23 protein-coding genes and 3 pseudogenes are annotated in these 17610 nt (G+C 66.6%); 12 read left to right on the forward strand and 14 right to left on the reverse strand.

Annotated elements, in window-relative coordinates:
* Positions 1-10: 10 nt before the first annotated feature.
* Positions 11-544, forward strand: coding sequence for a hypothetical protein (locus FHX42_RS27270; protein ID WP_328795919.1), 534 nt, complete (start codon positions 11-13; stop codon positions 542-544).
* Between the two features lie 44 nt (positions 545-588).
* On the opposite strand, the pseudogene FHX42_RS27630 reads toward FHX42_RS27270, so the two are convergent.
* The 4 genes and pseudogenes from FHX42_RS27630 to FHX42_RS05815 form a co-directional block, all read right to left on the reverse strand.
* A pseudogene (locus tag FHX42_RS27630) lies at positions 589-2072 on the reverse strand (ISL3 family transposase).
* A gap of 171 nt (positions 2073-2243) precedes the next feature.
* The gene (locus tag FHX42_RS05805; RefSeq protein WP_328795921.1) at positions 2244-3656 is read right to left on the reverse strand and encodes an LCP family protein; all 1413 of its coding nucleotides are present in this window, start codon (positions 3654-3656) and stop codon (positions 2244-2246) included.
* A gap of 414 nt (positions 3657-4070) precedes the next feature.
* Complete coding sequence (locus FHX42_RS05810; RefSeq protein WP_182543078.1) at positions 4071-5120, reverse strand: hemolysin family protein; 1050 nt, start codon at positions 5118-5120, stop codon at positions 4071-4073.
* Positions 5117-6460 (reverse strand): hemolysin family protein, encoded by a 1344-nt coding sequence (locus FHX42_RS05815; RefSeq protein ID WP_182543079.1) that lies wholly within the window; start codon positions 6458-6460, stop codon positions 5117-5119. Before FHX42_RS05815 ends, FHX42_RS05810 begins: the two co-directional genes overlap by 4 nt.
* 425 nt (positions 6461-6885) lie before the next feature.
* Here FHX42_RS05815 and FHX42_RS05820 point away from each other — a divergent pair, with 425 nt between their 5' ends.
* On the forward strand, positions 6886-7068 hold the full coding sequence (locus tag FHX42_RS05820; RefSeq protein ID WP_182543080.1) for a hypothetical protein: 183 nt from the start codon (positions 6886-6888) through the stop codon (positions 7066-7068).
* A gap of 333 nt (positions 7069-7401) precedes the next feature.
* Here FHX42_RS05820 and FHX42_RS27635 read toward each other — a convergent pair.
* Positions 7402-7542, reverse strand: a pseudogene (locus tag FHX42_RS27635) (universal stress protein); the annotation flags it as partial.
* A gap of 101 nt (positions 7543-7643) precedes the next feature.
* On the opposite strand from FHX42_RS27635, the gene FHX42_RS05830 reads away from it, so the two are divergent.
* From FHX42_RS05830 to FHX42_RS26355, 3 genes are all read left to right on the forward strand, one after another.
* The gene (locus tag FHX42_RS05830; RefSeq protein ID WP_182543081.1) at positions 7644-7895 is read left to right on the forward strand and encodes a GlsB/YeaQ/YmgE family stress response membrane protein; all 252 of its coding nucleotides are present in this window, start codon (positions 7644-7646) and stop codon (positions 7893-7895) included.
* 338 nt (positions 7896-8233) lie between these two features.
* On the forward strand, positions 8234-8641 hold the full coding sequence (locus FHX42_RS05835; protein ID WP_182543082.1) for a hypothetical protein: 408 nt from the start codon (positions 8234-8236) through the stop codon (positions 8639-8641).
* Positions 8642-9131: 490 nt separating this feature from the next.
* Positions 9132-9479: an antitoxin gene (locus FHX42_RS26355; RefSeq protein ID WP_182543083.1), complete on the forward strand. Its 348-nt coding sequence runs from the start codon at positions 9132-9134 to the stop codon at positions 9477-9479.
* A gap of 778 nt (positions 9480-10257) precedes the next feature.
* Here the strand turns inward: FHX42_RS26355 and FHX42_RS05845 are convergent.
* The 7 genes from FHX42_RS05845 to FHX42_RS26360 form a co-directional block, all read right to left on the reverse strand.
* Positions 10258-10752 (reverse strand): hypothetical protein, encoded by a 495-nt coding sequence (locus FHX42_RS05845; RefSeq protein ID WP_182543084.1) that lies wholly within the window; start codon positions 10750-10752, stop codon positions 10258-10260.
* Between the two features lie 1124 nt (positions 10753-11876).
* Entirely contained in the window at positions 11877-12068 is a 192-nt protein-coding gene (locus tag FHX42_RS05850) for a hypothetical protein (protein ID WP_182543585.1), read from the reverse strand.
* Positions 12007-12255, reverse strand: coding sequence for a lantibiotic dehydratase (locus FHX42_RS27640; protein ID WP_182543085.1), 249 nt, complete (start codon positions 12253-12255; stop codon positions 12007-12009). Before FHX42_RS27640 ends, FHX42_RS05850 begins: the two co-directional genes overlap by 62 nt.
* Positions 12252-12620 (reverse strand): lantibiotic dehydratase, encoded by a 369-nt coding sequence (locus tag FHX42_RS05860; protein WP_182543543.1) that lies wholly within the window; start codon positions 12618-12620, stop codon positions 12252-12254. Before FHX42_RS05860 ends, FHX42_RS27640 begins: the two co-directional genes overlap by 4 nt.
* Positions 12548-12874 carry a hypothetical protein gene (locus tag FHX42_RS05865; protein WP_182543086.1) on the reverse strand — a complete coding sequence of 109 codons (327 nt, stop codon included), beginning with the start codon at positions 12872-12874 and terminating at the stop codon, positions 12548-12550. Before FHX42_RS05865 ends, FHX42_RS05860 begins: the two co-directional genes overlap by 73 nt.
* Positions 12875-12935: 61 nt before the next feature.
* Positions 12936-13088 carry an FxLD family lanthipeptide gene (locus FHX42_RS05870; RefSeq protein ID WP_182543087.1) on the reverse strand — a complete coding sequence of 51 codons (153 nt, stop codon included), beginning with the start codon at positions 13086-13088 and terminating at the stop codon, positions 12936-12938.
* Between the two features lie 206 nt (positions 13089-13294).
* The gene (locus FHX42_RS26360) at positions 13295-13501 is read right to left on the reverse strand and encodes a helix-turn-helix domain-containing protein (RefSeq protein ID WP_182543088.1); all 207 of its coding nucleotides are present in this window, start codon (positions 13499-13501) and stop codon (positions 13295-13297) included.
* Between FHX42_RS26360 and FHX42_RS26365 the strand changes: the two genes are divergently transcribed.
* The 4 genes and pseudogenes from FHX42_RS26365 to FHX42_RS05890 all read left to right on the forward strand — a co-directional run bounded on the left by FHX42_RS26365 (position 13457) and on the right by FHX42_RS05890 (position 14718).
* Positions 13457-13762, forward strand: a complete 306-nt coding sequence (locus tag FHX42_RS26365) for a Scr1 family TA system antitoxin-like transcriptional regulator (RefSeq protein ID WP_235986910.1) — start codon at positions 13457-13459, stop codon at positions 13760-13762. The genes FHX42_RS26360 and FHX42_RS26365 overlap by 45 nt on opposite strands.
* Positions 13763-13800: 38 nt before the next feature.
* Positions 13801-13971: pseudogene (locus tag FHX42_RS25830) on the forward strand (DUF397 domain-containing protein); the annotation flags it as partial.
* 146 nt (positions 13972-14117) lie between these two features.
* Positions 14118-14300 (forward strand): DUF397 domain-containing protein, encoded by a 183-nt coding sequence (locus FHX42_RS05885; RefSeq protein ID WP_235986911.1) that lies wholly within the window; start codon positions 14118-14120, stop codon positions 14298-14300.
* Between the two features lie 226 nt (positions 14301-14526).
* Positions 14527-14718: a ferredoxin gene (locus FHX42_RS05890; protein ID WP_182543089.1), complete on the forward strand. Its 192-nt coding sequence runs from the start codon at positions 14527-14529 to the stop codon at positions 14716-14718.
* Between the two features lie 32 nt (positions 14719-14750).
* Here the strand turns inward: FHX42_RS05890 and FHX42_RS05895 are convergent, their stop codons facing one another.
* Entirely contained in the window at positions 14751-15647 is an 897-nt protein-coding gene (locus FHX42_RS05895) for an MBL fold metallo-hydrolase (RefSeq protein WP_182543090.1), read from the reverse strand.
* A 63-nt stretch (positions 15648-15710) separates the two neighbouring features.
* Here FHX42_RS05895 and FHX42_RS26370 point away from each other — a divergent pair, with 63 nt between their 5' ends.
* Positions 15711-15863, forward strand: a complete 153-nt coding sequence (locus tag FHX42_RS26370) for a hypothetical protein (protein WP_235986912.1) — start codon at positions 15711-15713, stop codon at positions 15861-15863.
* Positions 15864-16111: 248 nt separating this feature from the next.
* Positions 16112-16444, forward strand: coding sequence for a hypothetical protein (locus FHX42_RS05905; RefSeq protein WP_182543091.1), 333 nt, complete (start codon positions 16112-16114; stop codon positions 16442-16444).
* A gap of 57 nt (positions 16445-16501) precedes the next feature.
* Here FHX42_RS05905 and FHX42_RS05910 read toward each other — a convergent pair whose 3' ends face one another.
* Positions 16502-16930, reverse strand: coding sequence for an HIT family protein (locus FHX42_RS05910; RefSeq protein ID WP_182543092.1), 429 nt, complete (start codon positions 16928-16930; stop codon positions 16502-16504).
* Positions 16931-17115: 185 nt separating this feature from the next.
* Here FHX42_RS05910 and FHX42_RS05915 point away from each other — a divergent pair, with 185 nt between their 5' ends.
* Positions 17116-17592: an HIT family protein gene (locus FHX42_RS05915; protein ID WP_220479531.1), complete on the forward strand. Its 477-nt coding sequence runs from the start codon at positions 17116-17118 to the stop codon at positions 17590-17592.
* The last annotated feature ends 18 nt before the right edge of the window (positions 17593-17610 follow it).

Here is a 17610-nt window from a genome sequence, read left to right on the forward strand (position 1 = left end):
GGTTTCACCGATGTTGATGCGGCACCTGCAGGCCCACGCCGACCAGCGCGGCGCCGCCGCGTCCGGTGGGCCGTTGCTGCGGTATCGCAGTGGTGAGCCGATCACCCGGCGGCGCTACGACCCCCTCTGGCACCGGCTCGGTCAGCACTTGCCGTGGGTGGCCACCCAGCAGATCAGCACCCACTGGCTGCGCCACACCACCCTGACCTGGGTCGAGCGCCACTGCGGCTATGCCGTGGCCCGCGCCTACGCCGGACACACCCACACCACCGGCGGGGTGACGGCGGCACCACCAGCACCTACATCCGCGCCACCCTCCCCGAAATCGCCGCAGCCCTCGACACCCTCACCGGAGAAAACCACCCACTGGCCACATAGCTCCTGCCCACTCGCAGGAAGGACAGTGCCGAGCAGGGCCGGCTTCGCCAGCGCACCCAGCCTGGCGAAGCTGACCCTGGAGTCATCATCGCTCAAGATCGCAATGCTGACGGTGTCTGCACAGGTGCCAGGCAGCTTCGATGAAGCCATCGGTGGGTCTGTCTGAAATTTGGCTCTGGCTCGTTTTCGGTGGTGACGGGGTGGGTGGTGTTAGCCGAGGAGGATGCGGTGGCGGAGAAGGGGGAAGCCTGCGCGTCCGTACATCTTTCGTTTGATCAGCTTCGTTTTGGTGTTCACTCTTTCTGTTCGTCCATTATGGATTAACTGGGTGATGGCGGCGTTCATGGCGTGGCGGTCGAGCTCGAGGTCGCGGGTGAAAGCGTGGAGGTGGGGCAGGTTCTCGGCTCGGGCGTGGTTGATCCAGCGGGTCAGGCGTTCGTTGTTCCCGGGGTCGAGTGTGAGTAGTGCGGCGAAGTCGCCGATGAGGGTGGCGAGCGCAGTCATTTCGGGGCAGGCGCCGGTCGCGGCTTCGATTCATTCTCGTTGGTGAACGTGGATTTTGTCCGAGTGGGTGAACAGGTAGCGGGCAAGCCGTCTGGGCGAGATCGCTGGCCGGTCGGTTTCGACGCCTCCTTGCGTGATGTAGCGATACAGCAGGTTCTGGCTTCCGGTGTAGCCGAGTTCGGTGATCTCGTGGAGCAACTGCAGGACGGTTACGGCTGGCTCTTCCTCGCGGCGGCGGCGCAGGTAGTCGCGGAACGGGTTGACCAGGGTGGGCCGGTACTGCGGATGAGGCGTTCGGGTTGGTCGATGCGGGCGTAGCTCTTGACCGTGTTCAGCGCCAGGTTCAGCCTGCTGGAGCTCTCGAGCAGTCCGATGCCGCGATCGAGCAGATCTGAACCTGCCGCCAGCGTTCGCGGGTCGTGGCGGCGCGCTTGCCCTCGCGGGGTGGTGGGCCGGTTTTGCCCCCAGCACGCGCTGTGGGCAACGACCTCTTTGAGGGCGCTTCGGCGAGGTTGTGCCACAGGTGCCACCGATCGGCGACCTGCACCGCGTCGGGTAGTGCGCGGCGAATGGCTTCGGCGTAGGCACCGGAGCCGTCGCGGCAGACCACGTGCACGTTGGGGTGTTCGCATAACCAGGCTCCGAGCGTGGTCGCGGTGCGGTCGGCCAGGACGTCGACGCGGTCTCCGGTGACCGCGTCGATGATCACGGTGGCGTAGCGCTGTCGCTTGCGCAGGGCGAAATCGTCCACCCCGATCACCGTCGGCACCGGCTGGTCCGGCACCGGCAGACGCAACAGCGCCCGCAGCGCGGTGTGCCGTGACAACGAGGCATCGAGACCGGTCAGGACTCGAGCCCCGGCGCGCCCGGCCAGTTCTCGCACGACATAGCCCACCTGTGGCAAGCCGGGTAGTGCGGCGCTGATACCGCTGGGCCACGCCGGTCAGTGGCTCGCGGAAGGTCCGATGCGAGCACTCCAGCGTCGAGCAGAGCATCCGCCGTGCCCGCGCCCGGACCACGAGGCCGCCCGTCGACCGGCACGTCGGCGACTCGCCGCTCGACATAGCCATGCACCCTCGCCTCGTCTCCGCGGCGCAGCCCGGGTAGTCCACCGGCCCAGGTGGCGTCGACGCCCGGACAACGATCGTCCCAGCATCATCCTCGACCCCTTGGATGACCAGGGAAGACAATCCGAGAACACCAGCGTCACAAGTTGATCAACATCGCACCGGCGTCACCATGTCATAACACGCCGTGGTCAACGGTCCGACCCCCCGGAACCACCGAGAACGAGCCAGAGCCAAGATCAGGGCAGTCCTCCATCCCGCTTAACGTGGGTGACATCCGAAGGTGGTGTCGGGTTAGTTGACGCAGGGGATGCCGCTGGCGGTGATGGCGTCGTCGCTGGGTTTCGGGGTTGCGGGTGCTTGGGAGTGTGGCCCGTCGAGCTGGAGCGGCTGCGAGGGGCTGAAACTGTCCTCGGCGCCGGGCCCGTCGTAGTCGTCGGCCAGCAGGACCCGGACTTGACCGTCGGTCAGACCCGGGTCGCGGGTGGTGGGCAGGCCGTCGAGTTCGTCGGCGACGTAGCGGGCGGCCTTGTCGCTGCCGGGGGCGTAGGTCACGCGTGAGTTGGACCGGGGGTCGGCGTTGCCGGCGGCGGCGACGGACAGGTCGGCCTCGGTCAGATCGTCGGACACGCGGGAGGCCAGGCCGGTGATGTCGGTGGTGTTGTCCACGGTCACGGTCGCGTCGGTGAGATAAGCAGGTGGGGCCGGCTTCGGGGGGATCCCCTTGTTACCTCGGCGAATGGTGTCGCGGACCTCGTCGGGGTCGATTTTGATGGCTTCGCCCTCGGGGGTGTTGTAGGCGGGGTTTTCGACCGGGATGGTGTCGAAGGTGATGTTGCCGCCGGCCAGGCCCTGCATCTGTTGGGCGAAGGTGAGGACGTCCCAGCCCTGGTCCAGCACGATGGAGCGTTGCAGGGAGTCGAACAGCGTGTTGAGTTTGTTGGGGTTGGCCAGGGTGCCGGTGTCCAGCATGGAGCGGGCCAGTCCGGCCAGGAAGGCCTGTTGGCGCACTACCCGGTCCAGTCCGCCGCGGGGCAGGCCGTGGCGTTGGCGCACGAAGGCCAGCGCGTCGGACCCGGAGATGGTTTGGCGTCCGGCGGGGAAGTCGGCCCCGGAGTAGGGATCGTCGACGGGGTCTTTGAGGCAGACTTCGACGCCGCCGACGGCCTTGGTCAGTTTGTAAAAGCCCAGCAGGTTGACTTCGGCGTAGTGGTCGATGCCCACCCCGGTGAGGTCCTCGACCGTGTCGACCAGGAGTCCACGCCCGGCCTCCGCGGAACGGCGTTCCAACTCCGCTGAGTTAGTGACTCCCTGCTCGCGCAGGTCCTCGGCGGCTTCGGACTTGGCCCGCCCGAACGTCGAGTTGATCTTGTGCTGGCCGTAGTTGTCGGCCAGTTCGACGTAGGAGTCCCGCGGGATGGAGTAGGCCACCGCCCGGGAGCGGTCCTTCGGGATGTGCAGCAGGATCAGCGTGTCGGTCAGGCTGGCCTCGTTGTCGCCGGCGCGGAGCTTGTCCAGCACCTCCTGCGGCAACGGGTTGCCCTGGGCGTCGGTGCGGCTGTCCTTGCCGACCAGCAGGATGTCGGTGGAGCTGTCTGCTCCGGGCCCGGCGGTGACGTCGCTGGTCGACAAACCACTGCCCAGGTCCCGCAGGCTCGTCCACGCATAGCCGGTGACCACCAGCACCACCGTCGAGACCAGCGCCACCAGTGTCCGCGCCCCGGCGCGCCAGCGTCTCCGGCCGCTACCAGTCGCGGCCCGAGTTCGTGGTCCAGAGCGAGAGCGCTGGCCCTGTTTCGGGATCGGCCTCGTACGCTCGGTCTCCGCCTGGGAAAAGAGGTCCCCCCGCAGCGAGCCGGCCCACCGGTCCGACCTGGTGGGGTGTCCCCGCCGAGGGGGCGACGACCGGGACCGCCGGCGCGGAGCGGGGTCCTGACCACGGGCCACGGCGTTCTCCTCCCGTTGCGACGGCCGGTGTCTCCTCATGGCGGGTGGCCCGCCCGACGGCCAGGCTACCGAACCGCGCCTCATCCCGAGGACCGCCTCGATCCGCTCCCTCGAGGCGATCCTCGGCAGAATCGGCTGTGTTGAGCGTGGTGCAGGTGTGTCGATGGAGGGTTTTCAGCCGCGCGTGTCGGTGATGGTGCGTTGGGTGGCGTCGCGGATGTCGCCGACGAGTTCTTCCAGCACGTCTTCGAGGGTGATGACGCCGAGGACCGTGCCCTCCTCGGCGACGACCTGGGCCAGGTGGGCGCTGTGCTGGCGCATGTGAGACAGCGCCTGGTGGAGTGGAGTGGTCGCGGAGAACGTGGGAAGCGGGCGCAGCCGTGCCGACGGGATCGGTTGGTGGGGTTGGGTGTGTTCGTCGTCGAGGACGTCTTTGAGGTGCAGGTAGCCGAGCAGCCCGCCGGCGTCGGTGGCGATGGGAAAGCGGGAGAAGCCGGTGCGGGTCGCGGAGCCCTCGACCTCGGCGGCAGTGGTGTGTTCGGGCACGGTGGCCAGCTGCTCCAGGGGGAGCAGGACCGAGCGCACGGTGCGTTCCGGCAGGGACAGCGCTCCGGTGATCAGTTGGTGCTCGGTGGGGGCCAGCAGGCCCTCCTGGCGGGACTCGGCCACCAGCGCGGCGACCTCGTCGCGGGTGTAGGTGGAGCTCACCTCGTCCTGGGGGGTGATCCGGCACAGCCGCACGATGCCGTTGGCGGTGGCGTTGAGCACGAGCATCGCCGGTTTGAGCAGGCGCACGATGCCGTACAGCACGGGCCCGAGCGCCAAGGCGACACGGTCCGGGCCGGCCAGGGCGAGGTTCTTGGGCACCATCTCGCCCAGCACCATGTGGAAGTAGACCACGATCGCCAGGGCCAGGATGAAGGCGAGGGGATGCAGCAGTCCCGCGGGGACGCCCAGGGCGGCGAAGGGCACTTCCAGCCAGTGGGCCAGCAGGGGTTCGGCCACCGCGCCCAGCCCCAGTGAGCACAGTGTGATGCCCAGCTGGGCGCAGGCCATCATCAACGAAACCTGCTCCATCGCGCGCAGCGTGACCCGGGCGCGCTGCGATCCGGCCTCGGCGCGGGGCTCGAGCTGGGTGCGTCGGGCCGAGACCAGGGCGAACTCGGCGCCGACGAAGAACGCGTTGCCCGCCAGCAGCCCGAGCGCGATCAGCAACTGGATCATCCGGCCTGCTCCCCGGTCTCGGCGTCCGGGGCGTTGTGCCCGACTGTGCGCAGGTCGAGGCGATCGATCCGGAAGCCGTCCAGGTGCTGCACCGTCACCGACACGGTGCGGTCCTCGGCGCGGATGTCGATCCGGTCGCCTGCGACCGGCAGGCGCTGCAGCTGGTAGTTGACCAGACCACCGAGGGTGTCGTATTCGGCGTGTTCGGGCAGCGCGATTCCGGTGATCTCAGCCACCTCGTCGGGACGCAGCAGCCCGGACAACCGCCAGGTCCCATCGGGAAGGCGCCGCGCCCGGGTGCTCGCCCGGTCGTGCTCGTCGCTGATCTCGCCGACGATCTCCTCGACGAGGTCTTCCAGGGTCACCACTCCGGCGGTGCCGCCGTACTCGTCAACCACGATCGCCAGCTGCAGCCCGCGCCGCCGCAGCAGGCTCAATAGGCCGTCCAGGTCGCGGGACTCGGGCACCGAGACCGCCGGGATCATCACCGTGCGCACCGGCTGGTGCTGCCGCTGCTCGATCGGGACGGCCACCGCGTGCTTGAGATGCACCAGTCCCACCGGGTCGTCGGCTCCCTGACCGAACACGGGAAAGCGGGAGTGGCCGGTGCGGCGCGCCAGCGCCACCACCTCGTCCACCGACGCCTCAGGGGGCACCGCCCACAGCCGTCGCCGCGGGGTCATCACCTCCCCGGCCGTTTTCGCGCCGAACTCCAGCGACCGGACCACCAGCCGCGCCGTCGGGGTATCCAGCGTGCCGTGTTCTCCGGAGCGCCGCACCGAGGAAGCCAGCTCCCGCGGGGACCGGGCCGAGGCCAACACCTCCTGCGGCTGCACCCCCAGTCCGCGCAGCACCCGGTTCGCCGAACCGTTCAGTACCAGGATCAACGGCCGCGTCAGGGTCGTGAACCCCCGCTGCGCGCCGGCCACGAGTTTGACCACCCCCAGCGGAAGCGCGATCGCCAGGTTCTTCGGCACGAGCTCGCCCAGCACCATCTGAAAAACCGTGGCCGCCACGAACGCCACGGTGAACGCCACCGGCGTCGCGGCCGCACCCAACCCGAACAGCTGCAACGGGCCGCGCAGCAGCACCCCCAACGACGGTTCCGCGACATAGCCCACGAGCAAACTCGTGACCGTGATCCCCAGCTGAGCTCCCGACAGCTGCGTCGACAACGACCGCAGCGCCGCCAACACGCTCCGCAGACGGCGATCCCCGCGCTCGGCGCCGCGCTCCACCGTGGCCCGATCCACCGTCACCAGACTGAACTCGGCGGCGACGAACACCGCATTCGCCGCCACCAGCGCCACCACGGCCACCAGCAGGACCCACTCGATCACATCACACCCCTCGCCCTTGCCCGGACCACGGCGTGATCTCGACCGTCGGGAAAGCTTTTGCCCCGGTCACGAACGGCGTTGACCCACAGTAAGCCATCACCGCCGACGGCACCCGCCGTCGACGCCAGCGCACACACCCTCGCTTGTCGGCACCGCCCCGTAGCCCCATCAACGTTCCGGGAAACTATGCACATCCCCGTGACGACCTGGTCGTGCCCGTGCCAGGGCCCAAGGTGGGAACTGCCGGGCAGGTGAGCGCTGCCCCACACGGGCTAACGCGCTCGTCACCCTGGGGTTTCCGGTCACATCGCGGCAGCGCGTCCACCGTGTTCCAGAAAGATCAATACTGTGGTGGGGCGGCTACCGGTGGTGATAGGAACTTCCCACGGGTTCTGCCCGACAGACACCCCGCCGAGAGGCGCAGCATGGGCGACATCGCCGGCAAACTGGACAAGTCCTACGAAAGTATGGGCCTGAGCGACCTCGCCGAGACCCCGGTCGCAGCACTGCAAGGAGTCAGCGACACCGACGTGCAGCACCTCACCGACGCCTTCGGCATCCACACGATCTGGGGCCTGGGGACCAACTCCTACTGCCGGTGGGCCTAGTCGATCGTGGGCCTGGTCGACTAACAGGCGCACAGCACGCGGGGCGCGGCCCGGCACAGGCCGGGCCGCGCCCCGCGTGAGCTGCCAGCACATTAGAGGCGGGCAAACACCAGCCCTCTCAGATGGCTGTCCCCGGGAGGGCAGCACTGTCCGTACCGAACAGAGCCACCAGGCTCTGCGGAGGGAAACGAGTACCGCCTGTAGGAGTAGTTCCCCACTTGCGGTTACAGCTGTCGCCGTAGCTGGACGGAGTTGCAGGGTTGGGTCGCTGCAGTGCAAACGCGTGCTACTACGCGATTCCCCTTGTTGTTCGTCGGTTCCGACGAGTAGCACGGGACACGGGGCGTCCTGGAGGAACTGAGTGACCACGGAGCCCACCGTCATGCCGGTGACCGGGCCTTTGTGTTTGCCGCCGAATACCAGTAGATGAGCCTCTCGTGCCTGCTCGAGCAGGGCCGTAGCGGGTTCCCCGCGTTCTCGGTGATGCGGTCACGAGGTCGTAGAGTGGATGTTGTCCCCATTCGTCCGATTTCTTCGAAGCAGGCCCGGACCGTGCCGGAGCAGGAGGACCCGCCATGATCGGATTCATCATCGCCGGCCTGGTCGTCGGTGCCTTGGCTCGCTCACTCAAGCCCGGCAAGCAGAATCTCGGCATCCTGGTCACGTTGCTGCTGGGTCTGGCCGGTTCGGTGGTCGGCGGTGTGATCTCGAATCTGCTCGGCACCGGCAGCATCTTCGAACTCAACGTGATCGGATTCCTGGTGGCTATCGTCGCCGCGGTGGCATTGGTCGGGACCGCCGAGAAACTCGCCGCGCGCCGCAAGTAACGACAGCTCCGCTGAAGGGGCGCAACGGCAGCTTTCGGTGAGGCCGTGCCCACGGTGCCCGAGTGTTTCTGTTGCTGTGGCCAGGCTTGCCTGCGTATCGGTTCCGCCACCTCGTCCCGCGGCCCGGTGGTATCCGCTCCTCCGTCTCGTTGGGGGCCGGTGGTGGTACGGCAGGCACGAGCTGTTGCAGTGTCACAGCGAGCCCACCAGCGAGGTCGCCCCTATCCAACGTTGACGGCCAGAACGGCGAGATCTCCGTCCAGGCTTCGAGGAGTGCGCTGTCCCAGGGTCAGGCCAAGGTCTACACCGTGGACGCTGAGGGCACTACATCCACGTCGGTGACCATTCCTGTCGGCGGGGACTACAGCCTGGTCAGCAATCTCACGGTTCTCTTCAACGAGAGCGGGGACATCGTCCAGTACGGTGAGACGCTCATCAGTGAGAACGACGCCGGAAACTTCAACATCACGAGTTACACGGACGGCGTTCTCGTGAACAGCAACGACACTGATCAGCCGTACACGACAGACGCCCAGCTGCAGCAGGATACGGACAGCGGACCTGTCAGTTCTGAAGGGATGGCTGCGATGGGCGCCGGGGGCACGGCCGCCTGCGTCGCGGCAGTACTTGGCGTAAGTGGCGTCACCGCGTACCTCATCGTGGGTGCCTGCACAGGTGCGTGCGCGGTTCCCGGAGTGGGGACGCGGTACTGGTGTCCCTCGACGTCGGTCTCGGACGGCAGATAGTCCGGACCGCTCCCACGAAGGTCGTGACCGACGCCAAGAGGTCCCATCGAGCGTCGGTCACGACCTTCGCCTGCGTGGAGTGGTCACGAGCCGAGAGCGGCGTCGACCCCCCTTCGCCTACTGCTGCACCCGGGCGAGGTGCGGGTGGGCGTTTGGAAGGTCCGTGACAGAGGAAACGCGAGTGAGCATCACAGCTGGTCATAGCCTCTGAGGCGAACACTGGGCCAGCCTCCGACGGTGACTGAGCCCGCCCGGTGACCAGCGATGACGTTCAGTCCTTCCCAGCCCTTCTTCAAACCCCAACCTGTGTTCGTTCGGCTTTCGGGAACACCGCGCCCCCGTAGATCGTTGACGGGACGAGGCGTGGTTGCTACTCCCCGTGCCCACGGAGGGACTGGCGAGTTTGCTCGGCCCGTGATCGGGGTAAAGCGGCGGCACGACTGAGGGCCTCATGTGGTCCGTGTACCGACCTGGCAAAGGAGGGGCCGAGATGAGCATGATGGACAAGCTGAAGGGGCTCGTCGGCAAGAGCCCGGACAAGCTCAAGCAGGGGATCGACAAGGCGTCGACCTTCGCCGACGAGAAGACCGGCGGCAAGTACCACGACAAGATCAGCAAGGGTTCCGAGCAGGCCCGGAACTTCGTCGACAAGCAGGACTCGCAGTCCCAGGGCGGCCAAGAGGGGCAGCAAAGCCCCGGGCAGCAGGGGCCCAACCAGAGTGGCGACCAGTCCCAGGGCGGCCAAGAGGGGCAGCAAAGCCCCGGGCAGCAAAGCCCCGGGCAGCAGGGGCCCAACCAGAGTGACGACCAGTCCCAGGGCGGCCAGTCCCGCCAGTAACCAACCACATCGGTAATCGACCTGGTACTCCTGAACGTGCCCCAGAGCGCGAAGTATGGCGTATGGCTGGTGAGGGCGCTGATGTCAGCAGCTACTGGGCTGGTGTCCCTGTTCGCGATCATCGGACTGGTAACTCGCTGAGCTGCGAGAACATGACACTTTGCGTGCTGGGCCAGTTTCGGGGTGTCGGTAAGGAAGCTGTCACCAGTCGCAGACGAGCGTCCCGGAGTGGGAATCGGATACGTCGGGAAGGGGTCGTGCTACTCGTTTTCGCTGGTCAGCAGTTCGGTCGACAGGACCGTGCGGCGTAGATCGTTCGTATCGAATGCGAACACCCGTCCGTAGCCGGTGCGTGCTCCGACAATCGTCGTGCAAATACTCGGGTTGACGTCATCGTCCTTACTGGCTGGCTTGGCTGTGCCCTACTGGCCAGCGAGGACGCCGAGGCGTGCTGTTATCGGAGCAGTAAGCAACCGGAATGCCAGGATATGTACCCGGTCCCGATGACTATGCCGTCACCTTCCGTCGACCCCACGGCCCCTTTCGGGGTTACCTCGCCTGTCCTCTTCGGTCATACCGTCGTCATCGTCGGCGACCGAGTTGGGGCGGCTGGCTCGCAGTCACCAGTCGAAGGGCTGGCGGGCCTACCTGAACGGATCCGGCACACCGGTTCCTCACGTGGGCAGCGGACGAATCGCGGCCAGTCGTGAAAAAGCCGTGCTCGTCCTGTTGGCACACCGGGACGTCCGGAGCAGCTGACCCGCTGGTCGGATTCGTATCAGGCTGTCGTGCCGTCGACTTCGTTGCGACTGGCTGTGATCAGTGTGGGGGTGCTGACTCCGTGTTGGGCACCGGCTTCGGCGAGGAACGCGGCCAGCCATCCTAGTGCGTCCAAGGACCAGCTGACGAGAGTGCCGTGGACGGTAACTCGGTGACAAGGAGGTCCGTTCCATACCTGGTCGATGACGGGTGGTTTCATCCCCCCATTCTCGTCCTGGTCCGTTTCCGCGACTGAGTCGTCCGTGAATACGTGTTGTTGGAACTGCCGTAGCCACTGCAGCATCCCGGGTATTGCCGCACGGATGGTTGGGTCCTGTCCACTGTCCAGGGTGATCTGTACCGATGTTCTCCACGTTCCGGGGCAATCGGCGAACCAGCCAGCATCCTGCATCAGGGACATCACGGCGTTCTGATGGGGAGAACGGCTTGTTGTGGCGGCGCGATCCTGTATCGGCACCATGAGTTGTATCGCCCGCAGGTCCAGCGTGCCCATGCGCGCTAGCACATCACCGGCACACACGAGGAACGGCTGCACCGATAACGGCTGCACCGATAACGGCTGGTCCGATGATGTCGGCCTGTTCCAGGACACCTGGAAATAGGCGACCCGTGGGGGTTCGATCCGGAATCAGGGCCGTGCCCTGCTTCGTTCATGCCCCACAGGCCGCTGGTTGGGCTCTCCACGGCGTCAGCGAGCCAGCCCATCGCCGAGGAACGTGCGACGAACAGGCTGTAAGCGTCCGACGAATCGGTGGTGGGACTCCGCCAGGGGTGCCAGGTCATCCCCCCGTGCAACGCCGCGACCATGGTGCTGGCAGCCCTGATGTTCACTGTGTTCCTCTCACGTTATCGCCTGCAGCAAATGTCCTGTGGTGGTGTGACGAGTTTGCCCGGGTCGTCGACCAAACCGACCAAATCCACATCGATGACGCTACGCCAGCCTGTCAGCTTACTGAGCCTGCAGCTCATGCGCCCGGTCGCGCGATTACCGGCACCACCACCGGGGATCACTGTGGCCCTGCCCGGTCTCCCCATGTTTCTCCAGACATCGTCGCTGTAATACTGCTGCAATTGCACTGTCACGCGCGCCGTCGTGGTGGGGAAATTGCCATTAGTCCACCATCCATGTCCGGACGCTTCAAAAGCGGTAGAGGAAACGTGGACGTAGTCACCCTTATTCTTGAAGAGACAGGGCGCCAAAGGCGCCGGAGTGCCGGACGGAGATCCCGTGTTCTCCGAACTCGCCACACCCTCCGGGGGGGGGGCAGGCGCGGGGGCGAGAGCAGGCGCGGGAGATTGCTCTTCCGGAGTCGCAAGCGCCAAATCTTGTGTCGTCCCGAGCAATGCCACACTCATGAGTCCTGCTGCGATGGAGGCTTACGTGGTAAGCGACGCGTGATCGTTCCTAAAACGGGTGGTGACAGTATTGGCAGTCCCAGTTGATCGACTCCTGTCTCAATGGGAGATCAACGATAACACCACACGAACACCGCCAAGTAGGCGAATATTGGTGACTATTCAACTGTCCCCGGATGGAGTAGCGTGCCTGCCCGATAGGGCGCTGGGAAGCACTTTCACTCGGCGACGCTTCACGTCGCCACCGAATACCGCCACATCTCATGTCCGATTTTTCCACTTGAGAACAAGTGATATCATTTTCTCCTGATCGCCGCAACAAGTCACATGATTACCAATCTGGGCAAACTCCCAGAATTGGATAGCTGAATAGCTATGAATATTTTTCATATCATGCTCTTGGGTCGTGCCCAGGGCCAGCAAGGCCGGCGTACTCATCTCGCGCGTGTTCACTCGGTGCCTCGTTGTGGGCATCGATGTCGCGGTGGACCTGGTCGAGCTGTCGTATCAGCGGCGCGACCGGAAGAGCTTCGACGTTGGTCTCTCGGAGCCGGTCGAGCACATGCCCCGAGGGGTCGGTGACCGTGCTCGGCGCGCGCAGGGAGGTGACCAGGAACCCGTGCTGTACCAGGGAAGTCACGGGTCACCGGCCTGCGGAAAAGCATGGCCCAGCTTGTCGGTCAGCACGCGGAACTGGACCGGTGACCGGGTTTCGCGGCGGACGGTGCGCACCGCGCTGCTCTCGCGGACGCTGGTCGCATTGTGGTCGGGGATTTCCAACCGCCCACTGCGGGATTCGGCCATGTCGGTGAAGACCACATCAAGCCGGGCCAGCAGCTCCGGGCAGCCTTCGAGCTGCTGAATCACCCCGTGGAGCCAGCCCATGTCAGCACGCACGACGGGAACGTGCTGCTCTGCCCGCTGAACGCTGCTCACCGGACCGACGGTGACCGGGGCGACTCCGGCGAACGTGCCGAACGGCGTGGACCGCCCGGCAGCGCGCAGCGCACCACCGCCAGGGTCACGCGTTGAACGTCCCGGGCCGGGGAAGGATCACCGGTCAGGATCGCTTCGACCCGCCCGGCGAGGACCGGGCTCGCGTGCCGAATGGGCATCGCCAACCCCGGCAGGGACCAGGCCTCGCTCAGCCAAGTGCGGCAGTCCTGGGCGTCAGTGGGATCCGGCCACCAACTGGGCTCGACGGTCTCCGCTGTTGCTCGCAGCAGCCCGGTGCCGTGGTGCTGGTAGTCCACGGGCATTGCGCACACCTTCCAGGGGTAGGGCCCGGGGGCCGGGCCTTGGCCCGGCCCCCGGGGGTGATCAGTGCGACGAGTTGCAGGCCGAGATCTCACACGTGTGCCCGCAGCCGTCGTCCGTCTGACGCGGTGGTCCCGCGTTCCGGATCGGGTCCGTCGTGACCCGCACATCCAGGTCGAAGACGTCCACCGGCTCCTTCGAGACGGCAGTGGTCATGAGTCACCTCCTTTCGAGACGCGGAGTCGCGACGGGGCCACAGGTGCTGTGGTCCCGTACTGCGGAGCCGGGACAGCTCCACAGAGTCTTCTTGGCCTGGACTTCATCCGGACTTTTTGGTTGGAAGCCCGCCCCGGCCATGCCGTTGGGACAGGGGCGGGCGTGGTCCGGTGTCGGTCGGGGGACAGGCGGCACCGGACCGAGTTCTACGTGCGTCGGCGGTGCGCTCCTCCGCGTCCGCGCAACGGCACACCTGACTCGGTGAGCACGCGGTGCACGAAGCCGTAGGAGCGGCCGGTGGACTCGGCCAGACGGCGAATGCTGGCCCCGTCGGCGTATCGGAGTGCCAAGTCGGCGGCGCATCGGTCATGCGCGAGCAGCTGGAACTTCTTCGGGAACTGGCCGATCTCCAACACGTCACGCTGCAGGTCCTGCCGTTCAGCACGGGCACTCACGCCTCGATGGGGACCTCGTTCACGATCCTGCGGTTGCACAGCAACGGCAAGCGCACCGTGTACGTGGAAGACCTCACCAGCGCGGACCACCTGGGTCGACCGCATCACCTGGACACGTATACCCGGGTCTACGACCGACTGCGCATGGCTGCGCTCGGCTTGAACGAGTCGCAGTCCGTACTGACGCAGGTCATAGACGAACTCGGCACTGGAAGGTAAGGACGTCAACCCCCGATCTCACCGGAGCTCGGTGGCGCGAGCCCACCCGTAGTAACGGCAGCGGTGCGTGCGTTGAAGTGGGGATCGTGCCTTCCGCTACTGGCGTGCGTGACACCAAGCTCGGCGAGGTCAGCCCCGTACTGGCGTTCACACGCACTCAGTGGAGCAGCTTCCTCCAACGCGTCCAGGACGGATGCCTCGACGTCTGATCCGATCATGACTATCGAGGCTTCGTCCGAGTGCAGCTTCGGACTGAGTCTCGCTCCAGATCACCTGAACAGGTGCTGCAGAGTAGCCGTGAGCTTGCGGAGGCTTCCTCCTCGTCGGAGCCGCACTCGAGGTGAGGGAGCACGGTATGCCCGTTCCAGCAGACTTCGTCCAGGCAACCTGGCGTAGGTCAAGCCGAAGCGGCAACACCGGTAACTGCGTCGAGGTCGCCGAGCTCCCGGCCGGTGTCCGTGTCGTTCGCGACACAAGGACCGCGACGGTGGTGTCCTCGCGGTGGAGGGCACCGCGTGGTCGGCCTTCACCGGCGTGATCAAGGACGGTCGTCTCGACGGCTGATCTGTCCGGATGCACGGGAAGCCCCACCTGGAACCGCTGCGGATCGGGTGGGGCTTCGTGTTGACTGCGGTAGGTGCCGGGTGGTCTCCATAATGGTGCTGCGCGGTTATCAGGACGCGGAGGTGCGGGCACGTTCGAAAGCCGAGCGCCCGGGGCGGGTGCTCGGAAACCGTGAGCCACCCGAGGAAAGGTGAGGGTTGATGCGAGTCAGCGTGGACAACGACATCTGTGATGCGCGCGGCCAGTGCAACGTGGTCGATCCGGAGCTGTTCACCCTCGATGAGGACGGGTACAGCGACATCGGTCAGGGCAAGCAGGTCCCTGCTGGGAAGGAAGATATCGCGGAGCAGGGCGTGGAGATCTGCCCCGTGCAGGCGCTGTACACCGACTGACCCGGCCACCGCCCGACTTCGAGGGCCTTCTTTCAGATGGTGAGGGTGATGGGGCCGCCGGCGGATTCGAGCATGGCTCCGGCGGCGGTGATGATGTCGAAGTCGTGGCCGTGGGTCTCGGCGTGGGCGCGGCGGAGGTTGACGGCGTGCCGTTCGGCGTCGTGCCAGGTCGCCCAGCTTTCGCGGGCCTGGGCTTCGAGGGCGTCGAAGTCGGGATTTTCGGTGGTGCCGACGGCTTCGAGCAGCCAGCGCAGGTAGTCGCGCAGTTCGGCCAGTGCCGTGTCCTGAGCAGTGATCACGGGGCCGTGGCCGGGGACGAGCTGGGTGGCCTGGAAGTTCTCCAGCCAGTCCAGGGCTTCCACCCACCCGCTGATGGAGCCGTGCATGGCCAGGGGGGTGACGCCGTGGAAGGCCAGGTCTCCGGTGAACAGCACCTCGTCGTCGGGCTGCCAGACCACGAGGTCGCCGTTGGTGTGGGCGTGGGTGGGTACGGGGTGGATCTCGACGGTGGTGCCACCGAGGTCCCAGGAGGTGGACTCGGTGAGGGTCTCCAGCTGCTCGGGTGGGGTGATCTCGCCCCAGCTGGTGCAGTCGAACAGTTCCGGGTAGGTGTGCGGGCCGGTGGCGATGTCGGCGGCGGCCGCGGCGGTGGCCAGCACGTCACCGCCGGAGGCGGTCACGAGTCCGGCTCCGTGGGCGTGGTCGCCGTGGGCGTGGGTGAGCACCGCTGAGACGGGGACGTGCGGGTGGGCAGCTTGGGCCTGTTGCAGCAGGTGCCGGGAGCGGGCCTCGGTGGCGCAGGTGTCGACCAGCACCGTCCGTTCGGTGCCGGTGATCCACCCGGCGTTGTTGAGGAACCACCCACCGGGGAGCTGGAGGTAGGCGGTCGCGGTGGCCCCGAGCGGGGTGACGAGCGGATCGGCGGGCACGCGGAGTTCCTCCCTCGGGATTAGTGCTGGGCCGGCTGCATCCGATACAGCACGTGGTGCGGAGTGTCGGCATCCGAGAGCCTGACGCCGGCACCGCTGACCGTCAACGCCCGCCAGCTTCCGGAAGCCGCGGCGAACCTCACCCGCACCGGCTCGGCCGCCGAAGAGGGCTGGGACAGAGAGGAACTCCTGCGTTCCCGGAGCGCCGCCCGTTGACGGCGACGGTGCAGGTGACCACGGGGTTGCCGCTGCGGCTGTGGCGCACCTCGGGGTCCTTGGTCAGGTTGCCGTGGATGGTGCTCTCCGTTCATGGCTGGCACTCCTGTGGGCTCGGATGATCGCGCTGGCTTCGGTGGTCAGGTGCTCGGTCGAGTCGTCCTCAACGTCCCCCGCCTGGCGGTACCGTGCGGGAATCCCTACCGGTTGCACTGTTTGTGGGGATTTGACCACGGAAGGTGTTCGCGGTGGCCGCAGCGTCTCCACGCCGCCCACAGGCCGAGCAGCACCGCCGGGAGTGGCTGCACACGATCGCCCAGCAGTTGGCTCGCCGCCAGGGGTGCTCGGCTCGACCAGTGCTGCACGTCGAGTCCTGGCTGGAGAGCGATCCACGGGTGCGCCGTGACGAGATCGTGGTGACCTGGACGGCGGCCGAGGCCGGACTCGTCCGCTGGGCTCTGCGCGAGCAGCTGTCCCCGGAGCGGGTGTTTGCCGCTGCGCCCCGCGTGCGCTACGGTCCGACCGCCCACCGACCTGAGGACATTCCCGGCCCTCGCGGTGGTTCTCCGCCCGAGTCATGACCGTTCCGGCTACCGTCGGGCGCACCGGTGCTGGTGGTGTCGTGGCGGCCGGCCGAGTCAGTCCAGGGCGGCGGAGAGTCTGTCGCCGAGGGCGGTGATCGCGTCCTTGTCGTCTGAGGTGCCCGGTTGCCAGGGCCGCACCAGTCGGTCCTTGGTCTTGTCGACGTAGCGCGGAATGACGTGCAGGTGGAAGTGGAAGACCGTCTGCCAGGCGTAGGCGCCGCAGCAGTTGAGCAGGTTCACCCCGGCGGCTCCGAACTCCTTGACCGCTGTCCTGGCGATTCGCTGTGCGGCCAGGGTGACCGCGGTCAGGTCCTCGGCCGGGATCTCGAGCAGGTCCTGGCTGTGCTGCTTGGGAACGACCAGCAGGTGACCGTCCGAGGCCGGGTTGATGTCCATGAAGGCGTACGTCGTGTCGTCCTCGGCCACGTTCACGCTGGGGATGGTGCCGGTCACGATGCCGCAGAACAGGCACTGATCGCTCATGGCCGCTGACGTTAGTCAGCGCGGCTCTTCCTGCGTGAGGTGGGTGGGCGGCTCCGTTGCCGATGAGCAGCATGCGCAGTCGGTAGCCGGCCCAGTCGTCGAATTCCTCCCGTCCTCGCAGGTGGTTCATCCGAGCGCTGTGGAGGTCTGGTCGGGTCGCTGATTCGGCGGTGTCTTGTGCCAGGGTGGGTGTTGTGGAAGCTTGGCGGGCCGACCGGGTCGGGTCGGCATTGCGCGGTGAGAATCCCACGGTCCTGGCGCGGCTGCCAGAGGCGTTCGCGGTTATCGGCGATGTGCAGTGGCTCCCCGGTTACTGCGTCCTGTTGACTGATGATCCGTCCGCGACGCGGTTCAGCGATCTGCCGCGCGATCGACGGCTGAGGTATCTGGACAGCGTTGATCACCTGGCCATTGCTGTCGAGACGGCTTGTGTCGAGGCTGACAGTGGCTTTCGTCGGGTGAACATCGAGATCCTGGGCAGCGCCGATCCCTTCCTGCACACCCACGTCTGGCCTCGCTACGAGTGGGAACCCGAGCAGTTCAGGAGCAAGCCGGTCTGGTGCTACCCGCCGGAGCGGTGGAGGGAGTCGGCGACCGTGCTGGGCAGCCGCCACGATCCATTGCGGAAGGCGTTTACCAGGCTGTTGACCGTGACCGATTGACGAGTACGGGCTGTGTCG

This window comes from Halosaccharopolyspora lacisalsi (assembly GCF_014137975.1).
Lineage (GTDB): Bacteria > Actinomycetota > Actinomycetes > Mycobacteriales > Pseudonocardiaceae > Halosaccharopolyspora > Halosaccharopolyspora lacisalsi.